This is a genomic window from Vibrio sp. 947, from assembly GCF_033339115.1.
Classification (GTDB): domain Bacteria; phylum Pseudomonadota; class Gammaproteobacteria; order Enterobacterales; family Vibrionaceae; genus Vibrio; species Vibrio alginolyticus.
The window spans coordinates 1-26041 of sequence record NZ_JAWOTX010000008.1 but is presented as its reverse complement, the minus strand read 5'-3'; the positions used below and the strand labels follow the sequence as shown (position 1 = coordinate 26041).

At 44.5% G+C, this 26041-nt stretch carries 21 protein-coding genes, 2 tRNA genes and 1 pseudogene; 9 read left to right on the top strand and 15 right to left on the bottom strand.

Features of this window, described 5'->3' with window-relative positions; all coding sequences use genetic code 11:
• Nucleotides 1-247 precede the first annotated feature (247 nt).
• Nucleotides 248-697 (top strand): CBS domain-containing protein, encoded by a 450-nt coding sequence (locus R7Q39_RS11985; protein WP_017820562.1) that lies wholly within the window; start codon nt 248-250, stop codon nt 695-697.
• Nucleotides 698-820: 123 nt separating this feature from the next.
• Here R7Q39_RS11985 and aceA read toward each other — a convergent pair whose 3' ends face one another.
• The 3 genes from aceA to R7Q39_RS11970 all read right to left on the bottom strand — a co-directional run bounded on the left by aceA (nt 821) and on the right by R7Q39_RS11970 (nt 5395).
• Entirely contained in the window at nt 821-2134 is a 1314-nt protein-coding gene (gene aceA, locus R7Q39_RS11980) for an isocitrate lyase (RefSeq protein ID WP_005381733.1), read from the bottom strand.
• A 120-nt stretch (nt 2135-2254) separates the two neighbouring features.
• Nucleotides 2255-3883, bottom strand: a complete 1629-nt coding sequence (aceB, locus tag R7Q39_RS11975; protein ID WP_017820561.1) for a malate synthase A — start codon at nt 3881-3883, stop codon at nt 2255-2257.
• Between the two features lie 606 nt (nt 3884-4489).
• Entirely contained in the window at nt 4490-5395 is a 906-nt protein-coding gene (locus R7Q39_RS11970) for a hydrogen peroxide-inducible genes activator (protein ID WP_005383681.1), read from the bottom strand.
• A gap of 200 nt (nt 5396-5595) precedes the next feature.
• On the opposite strand from R7Q39_RS11970, the gene R7Q39_RS11965 reads away from it, so the two are divergent.
• From R7Q39_RS11965 to ppk2, 3 genes are all read left to right on the top strand, one after another.
• Complete coding sequence (locus tag R7Q39_RS11965) at nt 5596-6207, top strand: peroxiredoxin C (RefSeq protein ID WP_005381738.1); 612 nt, start codon at nt 5596-5598, stop codon at nt 6205-6207.
• Between the two features lie 283 nt (nt 6208-6490).
• The gene (locus R7Q39_RS11960; RefSeq protein WP_102949775.1) at nt 6491-7234 is read left to right on the top strand and encodes a copper homeostasis protein CutC; all 744 of its coding nucleotides are present in this window, start codon (nt 6491-6493) and stop codon (nt 7232-7234) included.
• Nucleotides 7235-7304: 70 nt separating this feature from the next.
• The gene (gene ppk2 / locus R7Q39_RS11955) at nt 7305-8081 is read left to right on the top strand and encodes a polyphosphate kinase 2 (RefSeq protein ID WP_005381743.1); all 777 of its coding nucleotides are present in this window, start codon (nt 7305-7307) and stop codon (nt 8079-8081) included.
• A 62-nt stretch (nt 8082-8143) separates the two neighbouring features.
• On the opposite strand, the gene phoU is transcribed toward ppk2, so the two are convergent.
• The 4 genes and pseudogenes from phoU to R7Q39_RS11935 form a co-directional block, all read right to left on the bottom strand.
• Nucleotides 8144-8842: a phosphate signaling complex protein PhoU gene (gene phoU / locus R7Q39_RS11950; protein WP_005381744.1), complete on the bottom strand. Its 699-nt coding sequence runs from the start codon at nt 8840-8842 to the stop codon at nt 8144-8146.
• A gap of 30 nt (nt 8843-8872) precedes the next feature.
• Nucleotides 8873-9691 (bottom strand): phosphate ABC transporter ATP-binding protein PstB, encoded by an 819-nt coding sequence (pstB, locus tag R7Q39_RS11945; RefSeq protein ID WP_017820558.1) that lies wholly within the window; start codon nt 9689-9691, stop codon nt 8873-8875.
• A 2-nt stretch (nt 9692-9693) separates the two neighbouring features.
• Nucleotides 9694-10662, bottom strand: a pseudogene (pstA, locus tag R7Q39_RS29295) (phosphate ABC transporter permease PstA); the annotation flags it as partial.
• A 735-nt stretch (nt 10663-11397) separates the two neighbouring features.
• On the bottom strand, nt 11398-13602 hold the full coding sequence (locus R7Q39_RS11935; RefSeq protein ID WP_318076338.1) for an ABC transporter permease subunit: 2205 nt from the start codon (nt 13600-13602) through the stop codon (nt 11398-11400).
• Between the two features lie 207 nt (nt 13603-13809).
• On the opposite strand from R7Q39_RS11935, the gene ppk1 reads away from it, so the two are divergent.
• Both ppk1 and ppx read left to right on the top strand, forming a co-directional pair.
• Entirely contained in the window at nt 13810-15900 is a 2091-nt protein-coding gene (ppk1, locus tag R7Q39_RS11930; protein WP_005381748.1) for a polyphosphate kinase 1, read from the top strand.
• Entirely contained in the window at nt 15884-17389 is a 1506-nt protein-coding gene (gene ppx / locus R7Q39_RS11925) for an exopolyphosphatase (protein WP_033905789.1), read from the top strand. The genes ppk1 and ppx overlap by 17 nt, the downstream gene beginning before the upstream one ends.
• 34 nt (nt 17390-17423) lie before the next feature.
• On the opposite strand, the gene R7Q39_RS11920 is transcribed toward ppx, so the two are convergent.
• From R7Q39_RS11920 to phoB, 3 genes are read right to left on the bottom strand one after another with little or no spacing between them, the layout of a single operon-like run.
• The gene (locus tag R7Q39_RS11920; protein ID WP_053350235.1) at nt 17424-18383 is read right to left on the bottom strand and encodes a PstS family phosphate ABC transporter substrate-binding protein; all 960 of its coding nucleotides are present in this window, start codon (nt 18381-18383) and stop codon (nt 17424-17426) included.
• Nucleotides 18383-19681 carry a phosphate regulon sensor histidine kinase PhoR gene (gene phoR / locus R7Q39_RS11915; RefSeq protein ID WP_005383667.1) on the bottom strand — a complete coding sequence of 433 codons (1299 nt, stop codon included), beginning with the start codon at nt 19679-19681 and terminating at the stop codon, nt 18383-18385. Before phoR ends, R7Q39_RS11920 begins: the two co-directional genes overlap by 1 nt.
• Before the next feature lie 40 nt (nt 19682-19721).
• Nucleotides 19722-20411 (bottom strand): phosphate regulon transcriptional regulator PhoB, encoded by a 690-nt coding sequence (gene phoB / locus R7Q39_RS11910; protein ID WP_005381752.1) that lies wholly within the window; start codon nt 20409-20411, stop codon nt 19722-19724.
• Between the two features lie 224 nt (nt 20412-20635).
• Here phoB and rdgC point away from each other — a divergent pair, with 224 nt between their 5' ends.
• From rdgC to R7Q39_RS11895, 3 genes are all read left to right on the top strand, one after another.
• The gene (gene rdgC, locus R7Q39_RS11905; RefSeq protein ID WP_017821958.1) at nt 20636-21550 is read left to right on the top strand and encodes a recombination-associated protein RdgC; all 915 of its coding nucleotides are present in this window, start codon (nt 20636-20638) and stop codon (nt 21548-21550) included.
• Between the two features lie 165 nt (nt 21551-21715).
• A complete protein-coding gene (yegQ, locus tag R7Q39_RS11900) occupies nt 21716-23116 on the top strand; it encodes a tRNA 5-hydroxyuridine modification protein YegQ (protein ID WP_005381754.1) in 1401 nt (466 codons plus the stop codon).
• Nucleotides 23117-23118: 2 nt separating this feature from the next.
• Nucleotides 23119-23373, top strand: a complete 255-nt coding sequence (locus tag R7Q39_RS11895; protein ID WP_005381763.1) for a YfhL family 4Fe-4S dicluster ferredoxin — start codon at nt 23119-23121, stop codon at nt 23371-23373.
• A gap of 42 nt (nt 23374-23415) precedes the next feature.
• Here R7Q39_RS11895 and R7Q39_RS11890 read toward each other — a convergent pair whose 3' ends face one another.
• From R7Q39_RS11890 to R7Q39_RS11870, 5 genes are all read right to left on the bottom strand, one after another.
• Nucleotides 23416-23724: a hypothetical protein gene (locus tag R7Q39_RS11890; RefSeq protein ID WP_005381765.1), complete on the bottom strand. Its 309-nt coding sequence runs from the start codon at nt 23722-23724 to the stop codon at nt 23416-23418.
• A 323-nt stretch (nt 23725-24047) separates the two neighbouring features.
• Nucleotides 24048-24884: a penicillin-insensitive murein endopeptidase gene (gene mepA / locus R7Q39_RS11885; RefSeq protein WP_017821957.1), complete on the bottom strand. Its 837-nt coding sequence runs from the start codon at nt 24882-24884 to the stop codon at nt 24048-24050.
• 12 nt (nt 24885-24896) lie between these two features.
• Complete coding sequence (locus R7Q39_RS11880; protein WP_005381768.1) at nt 24897-25229, bottom strand: DUF1904 domain-containing protein; 333 nt, start codon at nt 25227-25229, stop codon at nt 24897-24899.
• A 473-nt stretch (nt 25230-25702) separates the two neighbouring features.
• Nucleotides 25703-25779: transfer RNA gene (locus R7Q39_RS11875), tRNA-Trp, on the bottom strand.
• A gap of 35 nt (nt 25780-25814) precedes the next feature.
• A tRNA-Asp gene (locus R7Q39_RS11870) sits at nt 25815-25891 on the bottom strand.
• Nucleotides 25892-26041 lie beyond the last annotated feature (150 nt).

Sequence of the window (26041 nt, the reverse complement as noted above, 5' to 3'; positions counted from 1 at the left end):
TCCAGCGAATAAAAATGTGCGATTCAATTCATTGGATTACCTTGGGAACACATTCAATATCAACTAAGAATGCCAACTGACTCGCACACAAACCGACTTATTCAAATTAATAAAAACACCAATAAAACACAGATTACGCAGCCCATCAGCATTGTGCTATTTAATTGATGAAAAACGAGTTAGCTCCCAGATATACAGAAAAATATTCTCTATATTTAAGAGAAGGACAATGCCGCTGGAGGTCTCTATGATCAAGGTTGAAGACATGATGACTCGTAATCCTCATACCTTACTGCGCACGCACACCTTGCGTGATGCAAAAAGCATGATGGATGCGCTTGATATTCGACACATTCCGGTTGTTGATGCCAATAACCACTTACAAGGCTTGGTGACTCAACGCGACATTCTTGCTGCTCAAGAATCGAGCTTGCACCCAGATGAGGCTGAACAATCTTTTACTTTAGACACACCGCTCTACGAAATGATGCACACCAATATCATGACGGCAGAGCCTATCGCGGGGCTCAAAGAGAGCGCTATCTATATGCAAAAGCATAAAGTTGGCTGTCTACCTGTTGTCACCAAAGGTCGATTGGTCGGCATCATTACTGACAGTGACTTTGTGACCATTGCGATTAACTTATTGGAACTGCAAGAAGAAGTGGAACCTGAAGAAATCGAGCAGGAAGAGTAGTACGCAAGCGTATTCTCTTTGTTGTAAGTTTCGTTTTTACACCGGTTAAACGAAAAAAGAGCGGCAGGGTTGCCGCTCAAAATGCCATTACTGACGCTGATTAAGGAAGTGTTTCTCTGCCAATTAGAATTGGTCTTCTTCGGTCGAACCTGTCAATGCTGTCACTGAAGAGTTACCACCTTGGATAGTATTGGTCATTCTATCGAAGTAACCTGTACCTACTTCTTGTTGGTGCGCAACAAACGTATAGCCTTTTTCAGCTGCTTGGAATTCAGGACGCTGAACTTTCTCAACATAATGACGCATACCTTCACCTTGAGCGTAAGCGTGCGCCAGTTCAAACATGTTGAACCACATGTTGTGAATGCCTGCTAGCGTGATGAATTGGTACTTGTAGCCCATGTCTGCAAGCTCTTGTTGGAACTTAGCAATGGTTTCTGCATCTAGGTTTTTCTCCCAGTTGAATGAAGGCGAGCAGTTGTACGCCAACAATTGATCTGGGTATTCAGCGTGAATTGCTTCTGCAAACTTACGTGCTTCTTCCAAACATGGCGTAGCCGTTTCACACCAAATCAAGTCTGCATATGGTGCGTAAGCCAGGCCGCGAGAGATAGCTTGGTCGATACCCGCGCGAACGCGGTAGAAACCTTCTTGAGTACGCTCACCTTCGATGAAGTCTTTATCATATGGGTCGCAATCTGAAGTAATGAGATCCGCCGCATTCGCATCAGTACGAGCAATAACTAATGTTGTTGTACCCGCTACGTCAGCAGCCAAACGAGCTGCAACGAGCTTTTGTACCGCTTCTTGCGTAGGAACTAATACCTTACCACCCATATGGCCACACTTTTTCACCGATGCTAACTGGTCTTCAAAGTGAACGCCCGCGGCACCGGCTTCGATCATCGATTTCATTAGTTCGTAAGCGTTAAGCACACCACCAAAGCCCGCTTCCGCATCCGCTACGATAGGTAGGAAGTAATCAATACCACCTTCATCTTCAGGCGTCTTACCAGCAGCCCACTGAATTTGGTCTGCACGACGGAATGAGTTGTTGATACGCTTTACTACTGACGGTACAGAATCTACTGGGTAAAGAGATTGGTCTGGATACATCGTCGAAGCGGTGTTGTTATCCGCCGCTACCTGCCAGCCTGACAGATAAATCGCTTCAATACCTGCTTTAGCTTGTTGAACCGCTTGACCACCCGTTAGCGCACCAAGACAGTTTACGTAACCTTTTTTCGCACTACCGTTGACCAGTGACCAAAGTTTGTCTGCACCACGTTGTGCAATTGTGTTTGCAGGCACCATAGAGCCACGCAGTTCCACCACTTCTTCGGCAGTGTAAGTACGCTTCACATTTTTCCAGCGTGGGTTAGTTGCCCAGTCTTTTTCCAGAGCTTCAATTTGTTGGCGGCGAGTTAAGTTAGTCATTGGTCTATCCCTCTTTATAATTTGCACTTTATGCGTGTGCGTTGAGTTTCCGTTCTCAGGCAGTACTTCCCTATCTGCCTTGAAAATCCTTCACGTTATTGGTGTTACAGTTATTCTTTATTAATCTAGGTAGTCATAACCAGGAACTGTCAAAAAGTTGGTCAGTTCATCGCTCGTCGTGAGCCTTGCCATTAAGTCTGCTGCTTCTTCAAATCGACCTGCATGGTAGCGCTGCTCGCCAATTTCTTGCTTCACGACTTCAATCTCCTCTTTGAGATAGAGCTCGAACAGCTCTTTAGTGACCTTTAATCCGTTGTCTAGCGACTTGCCGTGTTGAATCCATTGCCAGATAGAGGCGCGTGAGATTTCTGCCGTTGCAGCGTCTTCCATCAGTCCGTAAATCGGCACACAACCATTGCCAGAAATCCAAGCTTCGATGTATTGCAGCGCAACGCGAATATTGTGGCGCATTCCGCCTTCAGTGCGCTCGCCTTCACAAGGCTCAAGCAGTTCGGCTGCAGTAATAGGCGCATCCTCTGCACGGCTCACATCCAACTGGTTGGTGCGTTCACCCAGCACAGCACTAAAGACTTCCATAGCAGTGTCAGCCAAACCTGGATGAGCCACCCAAGTACCGTCGTGGCCGTTGTTAGCTTCTAACGATTTGTCAGTCTGGATCTTGTCTAATACTTTTTGATTCTCTTTCGGGTCTTTAGCTGGGATAAATGCGGCCATTCCTCCCATCGCGAAAGCACCTCGTTTATGGCAAGTACGTACCAATAATCGCGAGTAAGCGTTTAAGAATGGCTTGTCCATCGTTACCACTTGGCGATCTGGCAGTACTCGGTCTGAGTGTTTTTTCAATGTTTTGATATAGCTAAAGATGTAATCCCAGCGACCACAGTTCAAACCAACGATGTGTTCTTTAAGCGAGAACAGAATCTCGTCCATTTCGAATACCGCTGGTAAGGTTTCAATCAGCACAGTCGCTTTGATGGTGCCTGTATCCAAACCGAAATAGTCTTCCGTGAAATGGAACACTTCGCTCCACCACTTCGCTTCGTGATGCGATTGCAGTTTTGGAAGGTAGAAATAAGGGCCGCTGCCTTTTTGAAGTAACGCTTTGTAGTTGTTATAGAAATACAGAGCGAAATCGAATAGCGCACCTGGAATGATCTGACCGTGCCACGTAACGTGTTTTTCTTTTAAATGAAGGCCGCGAACACGGCAGATCAACACCGCTGGGTCATCTTCCAGCTGATAATGTTTGCCATTGCCAGGATTGGTGTAACTGATGGTGCCGTTAACAGCATCGCGCAAGTTAATTTGACCATCCAGCACTTTACTCCATGCAGGAGACATTGAATCTTCGAAGTCTGCCATGAACACTTTTACATTCGCATTCAGTGCGTTAATCACCATCTTGCGGTCAGTTGGTCCGGTAATCTCCACACGGCGATCTTGCAGATCTTGTGGGATTCCTAGGATCTTCCAACTTCCTTCACGGATGTCTTGTGTCTCTGGTAGAAAATCTGGTAGCTCACCAGCATCAATACGTGCTTGCTTCTCTTCTCTTGCTTCCAGCAACTGTTCAACACGTCCGGCAAATTTTTCACACAGTAGAGATAAAAAGGTTTGGGCTTCAACAGGGAAAATTGCTTGATGTTCTGGAGCAACGACTCCATTCACCTCAAGCATGCCTTGGGTTTGCTTTAGTTGTTGTGTTTTTTGTTCTGTCTGAGCAAGCATAATCATTCATCCTTAACGTGCTTTATCAATCTTGGGCAGTCAGCGTAAAGCTACATTTGTAAGTTATGAACAACAAATTACATCCTTTAACTTTGTGTTCAACTCGTCTAGCCATGCCGATAGATTGCGTAATGCTACGTGTATTTTCAATCTAGACATAATTCGTATCGGCCTTTAAATAAGCTATATCAACAAGGGGTTTAGTGAAACCCCCAATATAAACAAAACAGAAAATTCAAAGTTTTATTCCGCAAGGTAAAAACCATCTATCAAGCGCCTTATTTTGTAAGTTATTACGTAATAAAATTACATTAAATTTAAAGTCGTTTTATCATTTCAAACAAGCGTATGAATATAGACTGGTAAACAAACACCTTGTATTCACAAGGGCTGAAGAGATGTATTTAAACAGGGGTCAAACAAGGTATGCAGGGCTTTGTGTAAAATTAACATTGTGAAATTTCACTATTTTATGAAAGCTTCATCAAAGAAGAGCTGTAAAATTTTACAAGTCAAAGTTTACCAACAGAATAAAATACTAGAAAGCGCACTGTTTCCAGTGCGCTTTTAGATAAATAATGGAGAAGTAAGGGCTAATACTAATAGCTAAAGCAGCTCTGAAACGACTTCTGCAAGTTGATTAAATGTTTTCGTTCTTGACGAGCTCGGACGCCAAACTAAGCCTATTTCGCGATAAGCTTGTTTACCGGGAGGATCGATCACGACTAAATTCTGGTTATGCAGCAAGCCATGGTCGATAGCCATTTGAGGAATGAACGTTGTTCCCAAACCATTCGCAACCATTTGCACCAGTGTATGGAGGCTGGTTGCCGTAAACGGATTGATTTTTTCTTTGTCTGTTAATTTACACGCTGATACCGCATGTTCCGTTAAGCAATGTTCTTTCTCTAGTAGAAAGACGGATTCGTCAGGTAAATCCGCGTAACGAATCGGCACAGGGACCGATTGGGCTTGATTAGCGCTTATAACCATTCGAAACGGATCCTTACCCACTACTCGGCTTTCCATCCCATCAATTTCGACTGGTAACGCTAAAATAAGCACATCCAGCTCACCATGTCTGAGCGCTTGAAGTAAGTTTGTCGTCGTGTCTTCTCTTAATAAAAGATTCAGTTGTGGAAAACGGTAGTTCACCTCTTGTACCAAATCACACAGTAAAAACGGAGCAATTGTTGGTATACATCCTACTTTTAGCTGGCCTTGCATATCGTCGCCTTGGCACATACGTCCAAGCTCGACCAAATCTTGCCCTTTTGCTAACAGCTCTCGCCCCTGCTTTACTACCATTTCTCCTGTTTGGGTAAAAACCAGTGGACTTTTTTTATCTTTCTTTTCATATAAGGGACAACCAATCAATTCCTCTAAGTTTTGAATACCCTTACTTAAAGTCGACTGACTGACAAAACAACGCTCTGCAGCGTCACTAAAATGTCTTGTTTCATGCAGTGTGACTAAATAGTGTAACTGCTTCAAACTGGGCCATTTATTCATAATTGTATTTGTATCTACCGCCGTTCCAGTGATCGAGTTAAGAGTTTTGTTATTATCGTTTTTTTCGATTAACTCAATCTATTTATTTCGCTTTTTTCAATACTACAATCTGTACTATAGTTTGTCTCGTACAAACACGAACCAAACCGACACAACTGAATTCGGTTTGGAGCTAACCATACTTTTTAGGAGCAAAAAAAATGGTACTAGTAGGTCGTCAAGCCCCTGATTTTACTGCAGCAGCTGTTCTAGGTAACGGTGAAATCGTTGAAAACTTCAACTTTGCAGAGTTCACTAAAGGTAAGAAAGCAGTAGTATTCTTCTACCCACTAGATTTCACTTTCGTTTGCCCATCTGAGCTAATCGCATTCGACAACCGTCTAGCTGACTTCCAAGCTAAAGGTGTTGAAGTAATCGGTGTTTCTATCGATTCTCAGTTCTCTCACAACGCATGGCGTAACACTGCTATCGAAGATGGCGGTATCGGTCAAGTTAAGTACCCACTAGTTGCTGACGTTAAGCACGAAATCTGTAAAGCTTACGACGTTGAGCACCCAGAAGCAGGCGTTGCTTTCCGTGGTTCTTTCCTAATCGACGAAGAAGGCGTTGTACGTCACCAAGTAGTTAACGACCTACCACTAGGCCGTAACATCGACGAAATGCTACGCATGGTTGACGCTCTTAACTTCCACCAGAAGCACGGCGAAGTATGTCCTGCACAATGGGAAGAAGGTAAAGCAGGTATGGACGCATCTCCAAAAGGTGTTGCAGCGTTCCTATCTGAGCACGCAGCTGACCTAGGCAAAAAATAATAGACCTTCACCCTAGCTCAACGGGTGTGATGGTTGGATGTATATAAAGCAAAAAGCTAATGCGGAAAACCGCAAACGCCAATCAGTCTAAGTAAAGTCCTATCAAAGCCCAGAGCCTCTGCTCTGGGCTTTCTTTTTCCTTCAGATAAACCGCCAAAATGAGGTAACGCTTTAGCGTAAACTTTACCTATATTTATCATCCCCTCCATACAGATTCTGCTTACTTGCCCTGTTAATATCTTAGCCACAACACCTATTTGTAACGTTAGCAGGATAAATGAACGTGGTTACTCACCTAGAAGTCTGTATCGATAATATTGAATCTCTGCACTACGCCATTGCTGGCGGCGCCACTCGGATTGAACTTTGCTCCTCTTTGGCTTTAGGCGGACTAACACCCAGTTATGGTTTTATGCAGCAAGCGGCTAAGCTTTCGAGTGTTCCAGTTTATGCCATGATCCGCCCACGCCAAGGTGACTTCTTCTACAATGAAGAAGAGATCGAAATGATGCGTTGGGATATTGAAGCGGCTCACCAATCAGGCTTGAGCGGTGTCGTGTTCGGCGTGCTCACTCAAGACGGTGATATTCATATGCCTTACGCGGCTGCGCTGTGTGAATTTGCTCAAGCGCTTGGCTTAGGCGTGACCTTCCATCGTGCCTTTGACCAGTGTCGTGACGCTGAAAAAACTTTGGAAGAACTGATCAGCTTAGGTTGTGAACGTATTTTAACCTCCGGTCTTGCGCCTTCAGCACCACAAGGGATCGATGTGCTTAGAGCTTTGGTTAAGCAAGCCCAAGGACGCATAGCAATCATGGCGGGGGCTGGCGTTAATGCGAGTAACGTACGTGCGTTAGTAGAAGACACTCAAGTTCCTGAAATCCATCTGTCAGGCAAAACCACACGCCCTAGCCAAATGACCTTTGTTGCTGAACAAAGCAAAATGGGCGCATCCGATGTCGATGATTTTTTAATCCCCATCACAAGTACACAAGCCATAACCGATGTCGTAGCAACTCTCAAATAGACCACCGTAACCTCACGCGCATAGCTTTTGAGTGCTAACATATTGTTTATCAAGGAGTGAGGAAAGGTGTATGTCTAAATTGAAGAAAAAGGAATACGAAAAGGAGCTCAAAAACCTTCAAGTTGAGCTCGTAAAACTTCAAGAGTGGGTCAAACACAAAGGGTTAAAAGTGGTGGTTCTGTTTGAAGGCCGTGATGCTGCGGGCAAAGGCGGAGTGATAAAGCGAATTACAGAAAAGCTAAACCCGCGTGTTTGTCGCGTAGTGGCTCTGCCTGCACCGACCGAAAAAGAAAAAACGCAATGGTACTTCCAACGTTACGTCGCTCATTTACCATCTGCTGGTGAAATCGTTTTATTTGACCGAAGTTGGTATAACCGAGCAGGTGTCGAAAAAGTCATGGGGTTCTGTACTCCAGACGAATACGAGGAGTTTTTACGCTCTTGCCCTGAATTCGAGAGAATGTTGCAACGATCTGGGATTATTCTGATCAAGTATTGGTTTTCGGTTTCAGACGAAGAGCAGGAAAAACGTTTTCTAGGTCGAATTAATACGCCGATCAAACGTTGGAAATTCAGCCCAATGGATTTAGAGTCACGTCATCGCTGGGCGGAGTATTCGGAAGCAAAAGATAAGATGTTTGCCTATACAGACACGAAAAACTGCCCTTGGTGGGTCGTCCCTTCTGATGACAAAAAAAAAGCGCGCTTGAACTGTATCAGTCATTTACTAAGCCAGATTGATTACAAAGCACTTGAGTACTCACCCATCGAATTACCTGAACTCAATAAAGAAGGTTACGTCAGAGCGCCCATTGATGATCAGACCTTCGTTCCTGATAAATATTAACGTGCTTTCCTTCTCTCTAATAAATAGGCCAGCCTAAAAGCTGGTCTATTTGTTGAAGTCAGTTACTTCAGTACGTCATCAATACTTTGATCACCTAGGTGGCGTACATCTTTCCCTTTCACAAAGTAAATAATGTATTCACAGATGTTCTGGCAGCGGTCCCCCACGCGTTCAATCGCGCGTGCAGACCACATCACTTGCAGAATATTAGGGATATTTTTTGGATCTTCCATCATGTAAGTCATCAACTGACGAATCACCGCTTCATACTCGGCGTCTAGTTTGTCATCTTGTTTGTGCACCTCTGCTGCCGCTTCTACATCCATACGGGCAAACGCGTCTAAAACCTGATGCAGCATATTAATTGCCTGACGGCAGAGAGGCTCTAACGACACTTGGAATTGTCGTTCTTTTGATGATGGGCTTTCAATGGCAACGTAAGCAATACGTGTCGCCACGTCACCGATACGTTCTAAATCAGTGATCGTTTTGATGATAGCCATGATTAAGCGCAAGTCTTTTGCCGTTGGCTGACGCTTAGCAATAATGCGTGTACAAGCGTCATCGATCGAGACTTCCATCGCATTCACTTTATGATCGTCACGCACAACCTTACGCGCCAGTTCGATGTCTTCTTTATGCAAGGCTTGAATAGCATACGAAAGCTGCTGTTCTACCAAGCCTCCCATGGTTAATACATGAGTACGAATCGATTCTAGCTCTACGTTAAATTGTCCTGAAATATGACGTCCAAAGTGCATGATGTTCCTTATTCCGTATAGAGTCGCGACTTAACCGTAGCGACCCGTAATGTAATCTTCGGTCTGCTTCTTCATTGGCGAGGTGAAGATCGAGTCCGCGTCAGAGTATTCAATTAACTTCCCCATATGAATGAATGCAGTATGATCACTCACTCGCGCCGCTTGTTGCATGTTATGGGTAACGATAACGACAGTATATTGAGTCTTCAGCTCATTGATAAGCTCTTCAATAGTTAAAGTTGAGATTGGATCCAACGCTGATGTTGGCTCGTCCAATAACAGGACTTCCGGCTCAATCGCCACCGCGCGCGCAATGACCAAGCGCTGTTGCTGACCACCAGATAAGCCAAATGCGTTCTCATGCAAGCGGTCTTTTACCTCATCCCACAACGCCGCCGAGCGCAAGGATCGCTCCACTGCGTCATCTAAACTGCGGCTGTTTTTTACACCTTGTAAGCGTAAGCCATAAACTACATTTTCATAAATAGACTTAGGAAATGGATTGGGTCTTTGAAACACCATCCCCACTCGGCGTCGAAGTGTCGCAACATCGACATTGGGATGATAAACATTCTTGCCATGTAGACGTACTTTGCCTGTGACTCGACACCCTTCCACTAAGTCGTTCATGCGATTGATGCAACGTAATAACGTCGACTTTCCACACCCTGAAGGACCGATAAAAGCGGTGACTCGCCCTTTGGGAATTTGCATCGAAATATCATGCAGCGCCTGAGTTTGACCATAGAACAGATTAAGGTTCTCGATTGAGATTGCTGTTTGTTCATCCGTTAAATTATGAACGTCCAATGGTGGCTCATAACCTAATGTACTATCAAAATTAAACATACTTAATCTTGTCCTAACGTTCTGTATTTTTCTCGTAAATTATTGCGAATACTGATTGCTGTTAAGTTTAGCCCGACAATCACTGTCACGAGTAAGAAAGAGGTGGCATAAACTAATGGTCGCGCCGCTTCGATGTTGGAGGTTTGAAAGCCAACATCGTAAATGTGAAAACCTAAATGCATGAACTTTCTATCCAAATGCACATAAGGGAATTGTCCGTCAACCGGTAAACTGGATGCCAATTTCACGACCCCCACCAGCATCAGTGGCGCTACTTCGCCAGCTGCACGCGCAATCGCAAGGATCAAACCTGTGATAATAGCTGGCGTCGCCATAGGCAAAACCACGCGCCATAGCGTTTCGAACTGAGTTGCACCAAGTGCCAGAGAGCCATGTCGTACGGAGCTCGGAATTCGAGTTAAACCTTCTTCTGTCGTCACAATCACAACTGGAAGCGTCAGCACGGCAAGAGTTAGTGCTGACCATAACAAACCCGGCGTACCAAAGGTTGGTGCCGGTAGCTTCTCCGCATAGAATACGTTGTCGATAGAGGCACCAATCGTATAAACGAAGAAACCTAAACCAAACACGCCATAAACAATCGATGGAACACCCGCTAGGTTTATAACCGCAATACGAATAACTCTGGTTAGAGCATTATTCTTAGCGTATTCATGTAGATAGATAGCGGCGATCACCCCGAGTGGCATCACAATGATCGACATGATGAGTACTAAGAAAACCGTACCAAATATCGCAGGGAACACGCCTCCTTCGGAGTTAGACTCTCTTGGATCTTCAGATAAAAACTTCCAAACCTGTTTTCCCCAATGCATGACTTTATCAGGCAGTGACATTTGGTTTGGATACCAGTAGTCCAAAATGTCTTCGAGCGGAATCGATACTTGTGACCCCGTCATATCCTCGGCAATCAAGGCATAGTCAGAGAGCTGAAGTCGTAAACCATCAAGTTGCAAATCTAACGTCGCAAGCGCTTTTTCTATCTGCTCTTTTTTCGTCTGATTTTCCTTTAAGAAGCTTTCTGTCAGCGTGTCATTCAATTCATGCTTGCGCTTTTCTAATCGCAACTGCTCTAGCTTCCAACCAAGCTCTTTAAGCTGATCGACCACCAAAGAATCAATCTCATGGCGCAGAGTTTCTGCATCATCAAGCTTTTTATTTAGTATCGATTGAATATCACTGGTGTATATATTATCGCCATCTTGAAACGCCACCAGCTTACCAAAGAAATAACCACCGCTACTGCGCTCTATCACCGCCCACTCTTCTGGCGTCGTGGGCTCATCCAACTGCATTTGCAATACGGAGATAAAATCGGCGGGATACAACTCTCGGTTGGCGATTTTGATACTGAGTCGCGTGGCAAAATCTTCATCGTCTTCTAACTGTTGTGCTGCGCTTTCAGGCAAATAACTCTTCGGTACAAAGCTGCGCTCATACACTTGACCAATCAGAATAGTATTTTCATGTAGCACTTCGCCTTGTACAGGTGTCAGCGCTGCAACATTCCACTGATACAAGGGCGCTGGCCAAAAGTAAGTCAGGCCTTTCCAGCCGATAAGGAGTAACAACCCTAATACCGACAACAAACTGATGCTGACTGCACCGCCTGTTAGCCATATCCACGGTGCGCCAGAACGAATCCAATTTAACACGTTATTACTCGCTCTTTATTCAAACCATTATTACAACGCACGGTACTTATCTCTCAGTCTCTGACGAACCCACTCCGCAAGCGCGTTTACTGCAAACGTAAACACAAATAAAATCAATGCAGCTAGGAACAGCAGGCGATAATGCGAACTTCCAACTTCCGACTCTGGCAACTCAACGGCGATGGTCGCCGACAGGCTGCGCAATCCTTCCAAAATATTCCAATCCATTAATGGCGTATTGCCCGTTGCCATTAATACAATCATGGTTTCGCCAACAGCGCGTCCCAGGCCCATCATAATGGCAGAAAAAATACCTGGGCTTGCAGTAAGCAAGACAACATAGATTAAAGTTTGCCAAGGCGTGGCCCCTAATGCCAAAGAGCCATCCGATAAATGCTTCGGTACAGAGAAAATGGCATCTTCGGCAATGGTAAAAATCGTCGGGATAACAGCAAACCCCATCGCTAACCCCACCACCAATGCATTGCGTTGATCGTAACCAATACCATGCTCGGTTAAGAATAAGCGCATATCGCCACCAAAGAACGTCTGCTCAATCGTAGGCGAAATCCACACTCCAAGCCCAATCAGTACCAATATGACAGGCATGAGCACTAAAGCATGCCAACCATTAGGCAGACGATTCCGCAAAGGTTGCGGTATTAATGCCCATAGCCCGCCCATAATCATGGTGCTCAAGGGCAAAACAAACAGCATAACGACGATCGTAATCAAATGATCTTCGACAATAGGCGCGAACCACAATCCCGCGAGGAAACCTATGATCACCGTCGGCAGTGCTTCCATTAGCTCAATCGACGGTTTTACTACACGACGCATGCGTGGCGACATAAAGTAAGCCGTATAAATAGCACCTAGCACTGCGAGCGGTACTGAAAACAGCATCGCAAACATCGCCGCTTTTATCGTTCCAAACGCAATAGGTACTAGGCTGAACTTAGCCTCAAAGTTATCGCTCGCCGAAGTCGATTGCCACACAAATTCAGGCTCAGGATACCCTTCGTACCACACTTCTTGCCATAATGAAGACAATGAAACTTCCGGATAGGCATTGTCCACTTCCGCAACATTTAACGCATTATTTTGCCAAGTGATTAAGTAGCGTTCATTGTTAGACATTGCTGCGATTGCGGGCGCTTGATTGTACGCACGCTTAAACAACACCAGTTTTTCACTGGTTGTATAATGGCTTTGCAACGTGCCGTTGGTGTAAAAGCTATAAAATCCTTTTCGATGAGAATCCGGCAACAAATACTTAAGCTCTGATGCCAATTTAAAATCACGAATATGCGTTAACGTGCGTTTTTCTTCTTGCAGCGTATCAAACCATTGCGACACCCGACCATCGTTGTGCGTCACCAAAAGCGAGTAAGCACCAGCCAATAAGTCTATCGTACGAACGGAATGCTTCTTATCACCTTGAGTGAGATCGACCACCTCTCGCACAGCAAATTTACGTGCGGTTTTCTTTAACACGATCAACTCAGAGCCATCGCGCAAATAAAGCGTTTCACCGTCAGGTGTCAACAACATTTGCTGAGGCGTATTAAAGCCTGAAGAGAACGTAAAATCGATCGTTGTAGGAGGCGTACCCAAAGACGAAGCCACTTGCCAGCGAGCTTTCACTTCACCACTTTGCGTCTGCCAAACAACCGTTGGTAAGGGCGTCGAAGCTGCAAATACAAACTGAGTCACAGGATCTTGAGGCGTACTTAGTGTCAGATCCATGCTGGTGTCTAGCTCAATCACTTCCGGAGGACGTGTATTTTCTCTCAATGTAGCATTAAATTCTGGCTTGAAAAGGTTCGCTTTACCCTGCCCATCAACAAATCCATACCAACCTAGCCCAGGAGCAGATTGAGAGAAAGCGACGGGTTTCTGGGCGATTTGCTGTGTATACACCGCAGGTTTCGTAGGATCGTCCATCGACAAATATTGAATCTCACCACTTTGGGTTAGAACGAACGCGAGCTGAGCGTAATCATCCACTGAAATCGCAAGTGGTGTTTCAATATGAGTGGCTCGAATGGCTTGGTTGGTTTTGATCTCCGCATCAGAAAAAAGCGGAATGATCACCATGGCGAGGTAGACAAAGATCAAAATAAGCGCCGCGAGTACGCCGACACCACCGGATGTCACTGCAAGTCGAACTAAACGATCTTTTATCAGTCGTTTCTTATCTTTTTCCTGCAATGAAAACTCGGCTTGTGCCATTTAAATCTCTACCTTTTTTGACTTAGTACTAGAATATGTCGTTAAGATGACAATTATATTACAGATCACATTAAACACCTGAAAAGAATACAACTCTTATGCAATGCGTGGTATGAAATAAATCTGTAATGAAAATCTCATAATGTTCTCACTCATCCATTTTTCCAAGATGAGTACGTAATACTTCACTTTTGGCTAGGTAAGGTTATGAGCGCAGAAAAACTATATATAGAAAAAGAACTGAGTTGGTTGTCTTTCAACGAACGAGTATTACAAGAAGCTGCCGATAAAACCGTCCCTTTGATCGAACGTATTCGCTTTCTTGGGATCTTTTCCAACAATTTAGATGAATTTTACAAAGTACGCTTTGCGGACGTGAAGCGCAGAATCCTAATCAGCCAAGAGCGCGGTGGCAGTGATAGCCCTAAACGACTGTTAACCAAAATGCAGTCGAAAGCACTAAAGCTTAACGAACAATTTGATGAGCTTTACAGCGAGTTGATTCGAGAAATGGCGCGACGTCGCATTTTCTTGGTCAACGAGCAACAACTGGATGAATCGCAACAAAAGTGGATCGCGAAATACTTCCGTAGAGAGGTAATGCCGCATATCACTCCCCTCCTAATGAAAGACGAGATCGATGTTCTGCAATTTCTCAAAGACGAGTACGCTTACATCGCCGTAGAACTGCGTAAAGAAGAACATTACCAGTACGCTCTGATCGAAATTCCGACCGATCACCTTCCCCGCTTTGTGATGGTACCAGAACAGAAAGGAAAGCGTCGAAAAACCATCATCTTACTTGATAATATTATCCGCCACTGTTTGGACGAGCTGTTCAAAGGCTTTTTTGATTATGATGAGCTTAGCGGCTATGCGATGAAAATGACGCGTGACGCTGAATACGATTTACGCAATGAAATCGAGTACAGCTTGCTTGAACAAATGTCAGAGGGTGTCAATCAGCGACTGACAGCAAAGCCCGTTCGCTTCGTCTACGAACGCGATATGCCGCCTCAAATGTTAGAGTTTCTGTGTAACAAACTTAATATCTCTAACTACGATAACCTTATCCCCGGCGGACGCTATCACAACTTTAAAGACTTCATCGGCTTTCCAAATGTTGGACGAGAGTATCTTGAAAATAAACCTCTCCCGCCAATGAAATGTGCCGATTTCGAAGGTTATGCCAACAGCTTTGACGCGATTAAAGCGAAAGATATTCTGCTCTATTATCCCTACCACACTTTTGACCACATTAGTGAGTTAGTGCGCCAAGCCTCCTTCGATCCCAAAGTACTTAGTATCAAGATTAACATTTATCGCGTCGCGAAAGATTCTCGCTTGATGAACTCTTTAATTGATGCAGTGCACAACGGCAAAAATGTCACTGTGGTCGTCGAACTGCAAGCTCGCTTTGATGAAGAAGCCAATATCGAATGGTCAAAAGTATTAACCGAAGCGGGTGTGCACGTCATCTTTGGTGCGCCTGGTCTTAAGATTCACTCAAAGCTACTGATGATTAGCCGCCGCGAAGGTGAAGAAATTATTCGCTACGCACACATCGGCACAGGCAACTTCCATGAGAAGACGGCACGAATTTATACCGACTTCTCCCTGCTTACGGCAGATCAAGAAATCACTAATGAAGTCCGTAATGTCTTCGGTTACATTGAGAATCCATACCGACCAGTGAAGTTCAATCACCTTATGGTATCTCCTCGTAATTCTCGAACCCAAATCTACCGCTTAATTGATAATGAAATTGCGAATGCCAAGCTAGGGAAAAAAGCCGCTCTTACGATCAAGGTCAATAACCTAGTCGATAAAGGCATCGTCAATAAGCTTTATGGAGCAAGTACTTCCGGTGTAAAAATAAACATGATCATTCGAGGTATGTGCTCATTAGTACCGGGCATTGAGGGGATCAGCGACAATATTCGCATCATCAGTATTGTTGACCGCTTTCTTGAGCACCCTCGCGTGGTGATCACCCACAATGATGGCGATCCGCAAGTTTATATCTCCTCCGCAGACTGGATGACAAGAAATATTGATCACCGTATCGAGGTAGCAGTACCAGTCCGTGATCCACGTTTGAAACAGAGAATTATTGATATAACGAATATCCATTTTACCGATACAGTAAAGGCTCGTTTAATAGATAAAGAAATGAGTAACGCTTACGTACCACGAGGTAATCGCAAAAAAGTTCGCTCTCAAATCGCTATCTATGACTATCTTAAAAATATAGAAAAGCAAACTAGAAAACAAAATTCAGATGCCTCAAATACTTGAACAAGATACTCGCTACATTGCCGCGATAGACCTCGGCTCAAACAGTTTCCATATGGTGGTGGCCAAAGTTGTCGGCAGTGACCTACAACTGGTTAGTCGTCATAAACAACGTGTTCGCTTAGCATCAGGACTCGACAGTGAATTGAACTTAAGTCACGCCGCAATGGAGCGTGCGCTAGAATGCTTAGCCATGTTCGCTGAGAGGCTGCAAGGGCTTGATGAGTCAAATGTACGTATCGCCGCCACACACACACTAAGACGCGCTAAAAATGCCCACCTTTTCATTGAGCGTGCGAAAGAAGTGATGCCTTTCCCGATAGAAATTATCCCTGGAGAAGAAGAAGCCCGCCTGATTTACTTAGGCGTCGCGCACACTCAAGTAGAATCCAACTCCAAACTAGTCATCGATATCGGAGGCGGCAGTACCGAGATGATTATTGGACAAGAATTTGAGCCTGAGCTTCTCAACAGTAAACAGATGGGATGCGTCAGTTTTACAGAGCAATACTTTAAAAACGGCAAACTGTCAGGAAAAAACTTCAGCAAGGCGATGTTAGCGGCCGAACAAAAACTCGAGTCCATCGCTTCAACATATCGTAAAAAGGGCTGGGATATTGCTCTCGGCTCATCAGGAACCATCAAAGCGATTCAAGAAGTGCTAGTAGGATTAGGTTTTGAAGATGGCCTGATCACAGCGAGTCGACTGGATACACTTATCGAAACTCTGTGTAAATTTGATTCCATTGAAGATATTGAACTGGCGGGTCTAACAGAAGAACGTAAACCCGTATTCGCAGCAGGCGTAGCGATTTTGTCCGCGATTTTCAAAGCGCTTCGCATTGAGCAAATGTTTTTCTCCGATGGTGCTCTACGCGAAGGCCTGTTGTACGAAATGGAAGAGCGTTTTGCGCGCTCCGATATTCGTATGCGCACCACAGAAAATTTAGCCAACAAGCACCGGGTCGACTTAGAGCATGCCGCTCGTGTGAAGGGGCATGCACGTGAGATGTTATGTCAGGTACGCTCTGAACTAGGCATTAAGAAAAAGAGTGAGTTATTTGACTTACTAGAGTGGGCAGCGTTGCTTCATGAAGTCGGATTAAGTATCAACTTGCGTAGTTTCCATCGCCACTCTTTTTATATTCTGTTGCACTCCACCCTACAAGGCTTCAACCGTGAGCAGCAATTAGTGCTCGCAACATTAGCTCGCTTCCAGCGTAAAGCGCTCAAATTGCAAGAACTACCAGATTTCAATCTCTATAAACAGAGTGACGTTATAAGCCTCATCAAAATATTACGACTTTCTATCGTATTAAATGGGCAGCGTAATGAAGATCCATTGCCTGATATCACCTTATCTATCAAAAATGACGAATGGATTCTCACCTGCACAGATGAAGCATGGCTAGAAAACAATAAATTACTTCACGCGGATTTACAGGAAGAACAAGAACGTTGGGACAGCGCGAAGTGGACACTCACTTTCTGATCTCGTACTCTTCATACCTAAATAAAAAGTCGGCTTACAGGCCGACTTTTTTTAACTCTTCTTCTGCAAAGTCTGCCGTAATGGGCACATAACCATCTTTCTCAACCAACGCTTGTCCCTGAGCAGAAAAGATAAAGCGAATAAACTCAGCTTCAATTGGTGTTAATGGGTAATCAGGATGCTTATTCACGTAAACATATAAGTAACGTGATAGTGGGTACTTACCGCTAACAATATGTTCTCGCGTTGGAGTCACATAGTCATTTCCCATTTTAGCTACAGGGACTAAGCGCACGCCTGCCACTCGATAACCGACACCGGAATAACCAATTCCACTGATGGTTGACGCTACAGCTTGCACAACTGACGCGGAGCCTGGCTGCTCGTTAACTCGGGTCTTGAAATCGCCGCCACACAAGGCATTGCTTTTGAAGTAACCGTAAGTTCCAGAAACGGAGTTACGACCAAACAACTGGACGTTTCGCTTTGCCCACTGTGATTCAAGACCGAGTTGCTGCCAGTTTGTGACAAATTGACTTTCACCACAGCGCAGCGTGGCAGAAAACAAAGCATCTAACTGACTAAAGTTAAGCCCTTGAATTGGATTATCTTGATGAACAAAAATACCGATTGCATCGATGGCGACCCTGAGCGCAGTTGGCTTGTAGCCATGTTCACGTTCAAACGCTTCAACCTCTCTTAAACGCATAGGGCGGCTCATGGGACCAAACTGAGCTGTTTGTTCGGTCAATGCTGGGGGGGCAGTAGAAGAGCCAGATGCTTGGACTTGCGCATTAATATTCGGGTAAATGGATTTAAACTCTTCAACCCAAAGCGTTGTCATACCCGCAAGTGTATCGGAGCCAACAGAGAGCAAGTTTCCGACAATCCCCGTCGTTTTATGATAAGTCGGCAATGGTTTATCTTGAGCGGCAGCAATACAAGAACAAACAAGCGCGAATAAACTGAATGTTTTTGCCAATCGTAAAGCCATTATTTCACCACCAAACGCTCAGGTAATACGAAAGAAAACTTACTGCCCACACCTACTTCACTGTGAATTTCTAAATGAGAGTCATGGTGACTCAGCGCGTGTTTTACAATGGCTAGCCCTAAACCACTTCCACCAGTATCACGTGATCTTGCTTTATCCACTCGATAAAAACGCTCAGTAAGTCGATGGAGGTGCTGAGGTTCAATACCATCACCACTATCTTCCACCTCTAAGCATGCGCCTTGAGAGGTCTGGAACCAACGAACATTAATGTTCGCACCAGGCGGTGTGTATTTGACGGCATTATAAACGAGGTTAGAGATAGCACTACGTAACTGGTCATCATCGCCCAGCACGCGTAGGCTAGCATCAACATCAAATTTCAATTTATGTTGGTTGTCCCCACTAAGGCTAACCGCCTCTTTTTCTAACACTTCAAGCATCGCGGGCACATTCACGACTTCCTCAAGCTCATGCATAGGTGCCGCTTCAATTTTAGATAGTGTCAGTAGTTGGTTCACCAAACTGTTCATGCGGTTAAGCTGCTCCGTCATGACACCATGAGCTTTGCTCCACATTGGACCCACGACCATATCAGGGTCTTCAGTCATCTCCAAATAACCTTGTAGCACCGTCATTGGTGTACGCAGTTCATGAGATACGTTGGCAAAGAAGTTGCGACGCATTCCCTCAAGTTGTTTTAATTGGCTCACATCACGCACTACCATCAAGTGCTCACCCTCGGTATACGGTACGATACGCAATTCCAGCATCCGTTCGACGTTGAGTGGTGAACGCATTTCTAATGGCTCTGAGAAGTCTTTCTTGTTGAGGTACTTGATAAAATCAGGTGTACGAATGAGATTGGAGATAGGTTGACCTGAATCTTCTGGCCAATGGAAGCCCAGTAAGTGCTGAGCCAGCTTGTTGCACCAAACAATATTGCCTTCAGCACGGAATACCACTACCGCATCGGGTAGCGACTCTGCACCATTTCGGAATCGACGAATAAGATTAGTAAGCTCTTTTCGTTTGCGGCGTTGGCGCTGTTGTAAGCGATACAACCCATTGAACAAAGATTCCCAGTTACCGCTACCAGACGGTGGCGTGAGGCGTTTTTCATCCCATAACCAAGAAGATAAACGTACTTGGTTATGCAAATGCCACACAAGCTGCAATGCCGTAGCTGCCAAAAGCAACCACGGCATATAACCGAATATCCAACCTACTATCACCCATGGGGTGTAAAAAAAAGCCAGCTCCCAGGCCAGCTTTTTCCACGTTAATCTTTCAACCACTCATAACTCCAGAAATGGTACCGATAAGCTGCGTGTTAATTTATGCCTTCGTCGAGAAGCGATATCCAGCACCACGAACAGTTTGGATCAGCTTATCATGCCCTGCAGCTTCCAATGCTTTACGCAGGCGGCGAATGTGAACATCGACCGTACGGTCTTCGACATACACGTTAGTGCCCCAAACATTGTTTAATAGCTGCTCACGGCTGTATACGCGTTCTTGATGCGTCATGAAAAAATGAAGCATCTTAAATTCTGTTGGGCCCATGTCTAATGGCGCATCATTAGCCGTAACACGGTGCGATACAGGGTCAAGCTTTAATCCCTGTACATCAATTACATCTTCTAGTGCAGTAGGGGTTACGCGACGAATCACCGCTTTTAAGCGTGCAACCAACTCTTTAGGAGAGAATGGCTTGGTAATGTAGTCATCCGCACCGACTTCTAAACCGCGCACTTTATCTTCTTCTTCACCACGAGCGGTAAGCATCACAACTGGAATGTTGCGCGTTAATTCCTCTCGCTTCATATGTTTGATGAAGTTAATGCCACTACCGCCTGGTAACATCCAATCCAGTAAAACTAAATCAGGGAAGGGTTCAGCCAGTTTGGTTACTGCAGTATCGTAATCTTCCGCTTCTACCGCTTGGTAACCTTTCTGCTCAAGTACGAAGCACAGCATTTCGCGAATAGGAGCTTCGTCTTCAACAACCAGAATCCTTCTAGACATAATTGAGTAACCTTATGTTCGTTGAGCTAATGAATTTAAGAGACAAAGCGCCTCTCTATGCATAAGCATTATCACTACCAATTATGACACTTTTGTGACCTTTGAAAACAAATTTTCATATAACTTTCTTTTGAGGTTCATTCGGATATTTTTCATTTCTATTAAGACATCAGCACAAAAATTCCCTATGATTAGTCCCTTGTCATCAAGCCTAGAGAAGATTTATGTGGTTTAAAAACTGTCTGGTATACCGCGTTAACCGCGAGGTTACTTTTAACGCCGAACAACTAGAAACTCAGCTGTCTGAATTCCGATTCACCCCGTGTGGCAGTCAAGACAAACAGAAATTTGGCTGGGTCAGTGCAATGGGTAGACATGGCGATATGATGACTCACGTGTCAGAAAACCGCATTCTGATTTGCGCCAAGAAAGAAGAGAAAATGCTACCTGCCTCAGTGATCAAAGAATCATTGAATGCAAAAGTAGAAGCAATGGAAGCGCAAGAAGGTCGTCCTCTGAAGAAGAAAGAGAAAGACAACCTGAAAGATGACATCGTAATGGATTTACTGCCGCGCGCATTCAGCCGCAGCAGCCACACTCACGTGCTTATCATGCCAAAAGAAGGTTATATCCTTGTTGATGCAAGCAGCTACAAAAAAGCAGAAGATGTATTAGCATTGCTTCGTAAAACCATGGGTAGTTTACCTGTTATTCCTGCTATTCCAGAAGTGGCGATTGAAACTACGCTAACCGAGTGGGTGAAAAGCGGTGACACACCTCAAGGTATCAGCATGATGGACGAAGCTGAGCTAAAATCCGTACTTGAAGAAGGTGGTGTGATTCGCTGTAAGAAGCAAGAGCTCACCACTGATGAAATCCGCAACCACATCGCTGCGGATAAAGTCGTGACGAAACTTGCGCTTAATTGGCAAGATCGTATTGAGTTCATTATGACGGAAGATGCAGGCATCAAACGTCTAAAATTCTCTGATGAATTGAAAGATCAAAACGATGATATTCCACGTGAAGATCAAGCAGCTCGATTTGATGCAGACTTCTCTCTAATGTGTGGAGAGTTCAGTGCTTTCCTTCCCAACCTATACGATGCGCTAGGCGGCTTACCGAATCCTAACGCATAATATTGTATAAAGGTTAACCATAACGCCCTCACTTTTTTTGAGGGCGTTTTTCTATCTGAAGCACAATTACCCTAGTCACAGTTCACATTTTGACGTAAAATTTGCGCCCCATTTCCATTAGGTGGAATTGGCCTGACTTGTGATCAGATAAAAGAGAATTGAGCAATGACAACTGAGAAAGCATTCGTGCCTGAGCTACTATCTCCAGCGGGCAGCCTGAAAAACATGCGTTACGCATTCGCCTACGGGGCAGATGCAGTTTACGCTGGCCAACCTCGCTACAGCCTTCGCGTACGTAACAACGAGTTTAACCACGAGAACCTAAAAATCGGTATCGATGAAGCCCACGCCCTAGGCAAAAAGCTTTATGTGGTATGTAACATTCAACCACACAACTCGAAGCTAAAAACGTTCATCCGTGATCTTAAGCCAATCGTAGAGATGGGTCCTGACGCATTGATCATGTCAGATCCAGGCCTAATTATGATGGTTCGTGAAGCTTTCCCAGAAATGCCAATTCACCTTTCTGTACAAGCGAACGCTGTAAACTGGGCGACCGTTAAGTTCTGGGCAGCGAATGGCGTGGAACGTGTGATCGTTTCTCGCGAGCTATCTCTAGAAGAAATCGAAGAAATTCGTGAGCATTGCCCTGAAACTGAGCTTGAAGTATTCGTTCACGGTGCATTATGCATGGCTTACTCAGGTCGTTGCCTACTTTCTGGCTATATCAACAAACGTGACCCTAACCAAGGCACTTGCACTAACGCATGCCGCTGGGAATACAAAGTTGAAGAGGGTAAAGAAAACGACGCTGGTGATATCGTAGAGAAATTCGACCCGACTGAAGCACAGCCTGTCGAAGTACAAGACGAGCGCCCTGAAACCACAATTGGTCGCGGCAAACCAACAGATGAAGTCGTTCTGCTTTCTGAAGCGCACCGTCCAGAAGAAAAAATGGCGGCTTACGAAGATGAGCATGGTACTTACATCATGAACTCTAAAGACCTACGAGCGGTTCAGCATGTTGAACGCTTAACTAAGATGGGTGTTCACTCATTGAAAATTGAAGGTCGTACTAAATCATTCTATTACTGTGCTCGTACTGCACAGGTTTACCGTAAAGCGATTGATGATGCTGTAGCAGGTCGACCATTCGATGAAAGCCTAATGGGTACACTAGAAAGCCTAGCTCACCGTGGCTACACTGAAGGCTTCCTACGCCGTCATACACACGATACTTACCAAAACTACGATTACGGTTACTCAGTCTCTGATGCTCAACAGTTTGTTGGTGAATTCACAGGCAAACGTCGTGGTGACATGGCTGAAGTAGAAGTAAAAAATAAGTTTCTTGTCGGTGATAGCCTTGAACTAATGACGCCAAAAGGCAATATTGTTTTCACGCTAGAGGCAATGGAAAACCGCAAGTCAGAGTCTATTGAAGACGCGAAAGGAAACGGTCACTTTGTATTCATTCCAGTACCAGCAGAGCTAGATTTAGAATATGGCCTATTAATGCGTAACCTAAACTCAGGGCAGGACACCCGTAATCCGACTGGTAAGTAACCATGGCCTTGCTCATTACTGATAAATGCATTAACTGCGACATGTGTGATCCCGAATGCCCCAATGGGGCAATCAGTATGGGAGAGAGCATTTTCGAAATTGATCCAGCGCTATGTACAGAGTGTAAGGGGCATTACGAAAAGCCGACCTGTCAGTCAGTGTGTCCAATTACAAAATGCATAATCACTGATCCGAACCATGTCGAAACTGAAGAGCAGTTGCTTGAAAAATTCGTGATTATTCAAGGGTTAGCATAAGAGCAATTAGGTTCAACTTTGGCATCAAAGTTGAACCTTTTCTCAACCTGATTTTTCAATAGGGATAATATTGCAGAATAGCTCTTTTTCAAAATGATACTCTAGTCTCTCACGCCAATTTTCCGCTTGAGAAACAGGTATTAAATAAAAGTTTTCTCGGCTCGTATCAGTAACGAAAGCCATCCCATATTGCATCAGCTCATAATGCACATCATTAACAAAACCCGGATCAAGGCGTTGACGCCCAGTCAGGTGATTCACATCCTCTCGAGTCAAAGAGACTCCTTTAGTATCACTGCTAAATCTGTGTCTTAACCACTCTGCAAATTCTTTTGCACAAATCATAGTCATGGTTTTGTCCTTGATTTACTCTTCTAACAGGAAAAGGGGATATCCCTGCCTTACACACTTGTCTGCGTTGTTATCGCTTTTTAGCCAACTGACAGACATATTGCTAAGAAACCAGAGTATCGTGACGAAAGATCTTTTTCTAAACAGAGAAGTTACAACTTACCCATACTACAACTCTTTGTTTAATTTAGATTTCTATAATATGTCCCCAAAACTGATTGGGTTAGTTTTTGTATTGGTACTATTCAATGTAGACAAAAGTATGATGTTTCTCCAGTTTCATAAAAGAGATCACCAAGTACAGATAAACCTGAAGAGTAACACTAATTTGGATTGATAAGCGGCAAGCATTGAGGTGGAACGACTTTTTTTCGTTTGGGCTTAGAGGTTGTTTTTACCCGTTGAGGGGGATCAGTAGGTTTTGCTTTCGGGGCCCAACTTGCAAGCTCAGCACCGCAACCATCACCTACTGGAGGTGGTGCTTGATCAACACAATAGTCGCTCGAATCAGGACAAGATAACCTGACGTGAAAGTGGTAATGATGCCCCCACCATGGACGTACTTTACGTAACCAAGAACGATCTTTGCCGTTTTCTTGCAAGCAAAGTTGCTCCTTAATAACAGGATGTACAAAAATTCGTGCAACATCCTTACTTTTTGAAGCGTACCGAATTAGCTTAAAGTGCCGCTCTTCCCAGCGATGATTAAGTATGGAATAACCTTTTAAATCCACCACACTCATGGGTTTAGGAAGTTGTAATTCGTTATAAGAAAGCGGTTGGTCAGCAAGTCTTAACCAGATATCGATATCTAACCCGGTTTGATGACTAGAATGACCAGAGGAGAACCTTCCACCTCTAGGTAAAGACAAATCACCAATTAGCAGAGTGGTGTTGAGATTTTGATGAGCTTTAAGCGCCAGATTTTCAATAAACTCTATCGTTTTAGGGTGCCCATAGTAGCGCTTCGTTTTACTACGTAAGACTTGATAACCAACGCCATCGAGAGGCAAGGGTAATGCACCATCTAAACAACCGTTAGCATAACTACCAATAGAGGAGGAAGAGTTTCGGGTAGGATTAACCGCAGACTCCCAAGGAGTAGAACATACTGAAGCTGAGAAACATAAACCCAAAGTTACAATGAAACTCAGCCTCATAGCCTTTAACCTTTAGTAGTGTTCGCCATTATCGTAATAAGCTTTAGGAGATAAGGCGGAAAAGATAACTGCAACATCAATATCGGCACCAGCGATACCGCGCACTTGTTGCGTAATAAGCTTGGCAACTTCATCTTGCACTTCCTGGCCACGGTCGAACCAAAGCACTTCGACAAAAGGATATGCAGCACTCACCTCACCCTCATTGAAAAACGTAGTGTAGATATACTCAAAAGTAAAATCCTCACGCGGACAGTCCATTAGAGGCTGAAGTTCATCCGTAAGGGGTTTTGATAATGCCTGAACAGCTTGTGGCTCTACAGCACGGAATCGAAAATGTGGCATAAACTTACTTCCTAATTATTAGCATTAATGCATGATGATAACAGGAACCAAGTCAGTAATCATCCAAGCCAATGTAACCACTGACCTTTCAATAGATTGTGAATCAGATGTGCTCGATAACGAAGAAAAAGTGTTATGAAATTCGAAGGTAAAACAGAAAGAGCAAAGCGATACATCAACATTTAGTAATTACATTACTAGAAAATAAAACTATCTGAAGCAAAGGTATGCCATATTCGTTGGATAAACATACACCTGACGTCGAAACTATACGTTAGGAATAAAAGAGCCCCTGACCTAAGCCAGAGCTTATGAACATGGGGGATAGGTGAAGTGGACCAATATCTCGGAGATATGAACTTTCAATCCCCCGATACTTTGGTATGAGAGGAATCGACAACTCTCCAACTAGTCAGATTCTCTTTTCTTCAGATGCAAAAAAGCCCCAGCATTACTGCTGAGGCTTTAGAGTATGGCAGGGGTGGAGAGATTCGAACTCCCAACACGCGGATTTGGAATCCGCTGCTCTGCCAATTGGAGCTACACCCCTGTAATTCGTGTTTATTGAGACGACGCTCAAATAAGTGGCGGAGTGGACGGGACTCGAACCCGCGACCCCCGGCGTGACAGGCCGGTATTCTAACCAACTGAACTACCACTCCGCAGTGGTATCACTCGCTTTAATAAGCAAGCGTCCGCTTTTGTCTTCACTTTTCGAAAAAGTGAAAATAAAACTAAAGCCTGGCGATGTCCTACTCTCACATGGGGAAGCCCCACACTACCATCGGCGCTATTTCGTTTCACTTCTGAGT

Coding starts and splice junctions, on each gene's coding strand:
- yegQ (WP_005381754.1), top strand. CDS start 21,716: ATGACAACTGAGAAAGCATTCGTGCCTGAGCTACTATCTCCAGCGGGC.
- ppx (WP_033905789.1), top strand. CDS start 15,884: ATGCCTCAAATACTTGAACAAGATACTCGCTACATTGCCGCGATAGAC.
- R7Q39_RS11895 (WP_005381763.1), top strand. CDS start 23,119: ATGGCCTTGCTCATTACTGATAAATGCATTAACTGCGACATGTGTGAT.
- aceA (WP_005381733.1), bottom strand. CDS start 2,134: ATGACTAACTTAACTCGCCGCCAACAAATTGAAGCTCTGGAAAAAGAC.
- R7Q39_RS11935 (WP_318076338.1), bottom strand. CDS start 13,602: ATGGCACAAGCCGAGTTTTCATTGCAGGAAAAAGATAAGAAACGACTG.
- R7Q39_RS11890 (WP_005381765.1), bottom strand. CDS start 23,724: ATGACTATGATTTGTGCAAAAGAATTTGCAGAGTGGTTAAGACACAGA.
- rdgC (WP_017821958.1), top strand. CDS start 20,636: ATGTGGTTTAAAAACTGTCTGGTATACCGCGTTAACCGCGAGGTTACT.
- R7Q39_RS11965 (WP_005381738.1), top strand. CDS start 5,596: ATGGTACTAGTAGGTCGTCAAGCCCCTGATTTTACTGCAGCAGCTGTT.
- phoB (WP_005381752.1), bottom strand. CDS start 20,411: ATGTCTAGAAGGATTCTGGTTGTTGAAGACGAAGCTCCTATTCGCGAA.
- R7Q39_RS11985 (WP_017820562.1), top strand. CDS start 248: ATGATCAAGGTTGAAGACATGATGACTCGTAATCCTCATACCTTACTG.
- R7Q39_RS11970 (WP_005383681.1), bottom strand. CDS start 5,395: ATGAATAAATGGCCCAGTTTGAAGCAGTTACACTATTTAGTCACACTG.
- ppk2 (WP_005381743.1), top strand. CDS start 7,305: ATGTCTAAATTGAAGAAAAAGGAATACGAAAAGGAGCTCAAAAACCTT.
- mepA (WP_017821957.1), bottom strand. CDS start 24,884: ATGAGGCTGAGTTTCATTGTAACTTTGGGTTTATGTTTCTCAGCTTCA.
- ppk1 (WP_005381748.1), top strand. CDS start 13,810: ATGAGCGCAGAAAAACTATATATAGAAAAAGAACTGAGTTGGTTGTCT.
- R7Q39_RS11920 (WP_053350235.1), bottom strand. CDS start 18,383: ATGGCTTTACGATTGGCAAAAACATTCAGTTTATTCGCGCTTGTTTGT.
- aceB (WP_017820561.1), bottom strand. CDS start 3,883: ATGCTTGCTCAGACAGAACAAAAAACACAACAACTAAAGCAAACCCAA.
- phoU (WP_005381744.1), bottom strand. CDS start 8,842: ATGCACTTTGGACGTCATATTTCAGGACAATTTAACGTAGAGCTAGAA.
- R7Q39_RS11880 (WP_005381768.1), bottom strand. CDS start 25,229: ATGCCACATTTTCGATTCCGTGCTGTAGAGCCACAAGCTGTTCAGGCA.
- pstB (WP_017820558.1), bottom strand. CDS start 9,691: ATGTTTAATTTTGATAGTACATTAGGTTATGAGCCACCATTGGACGTT.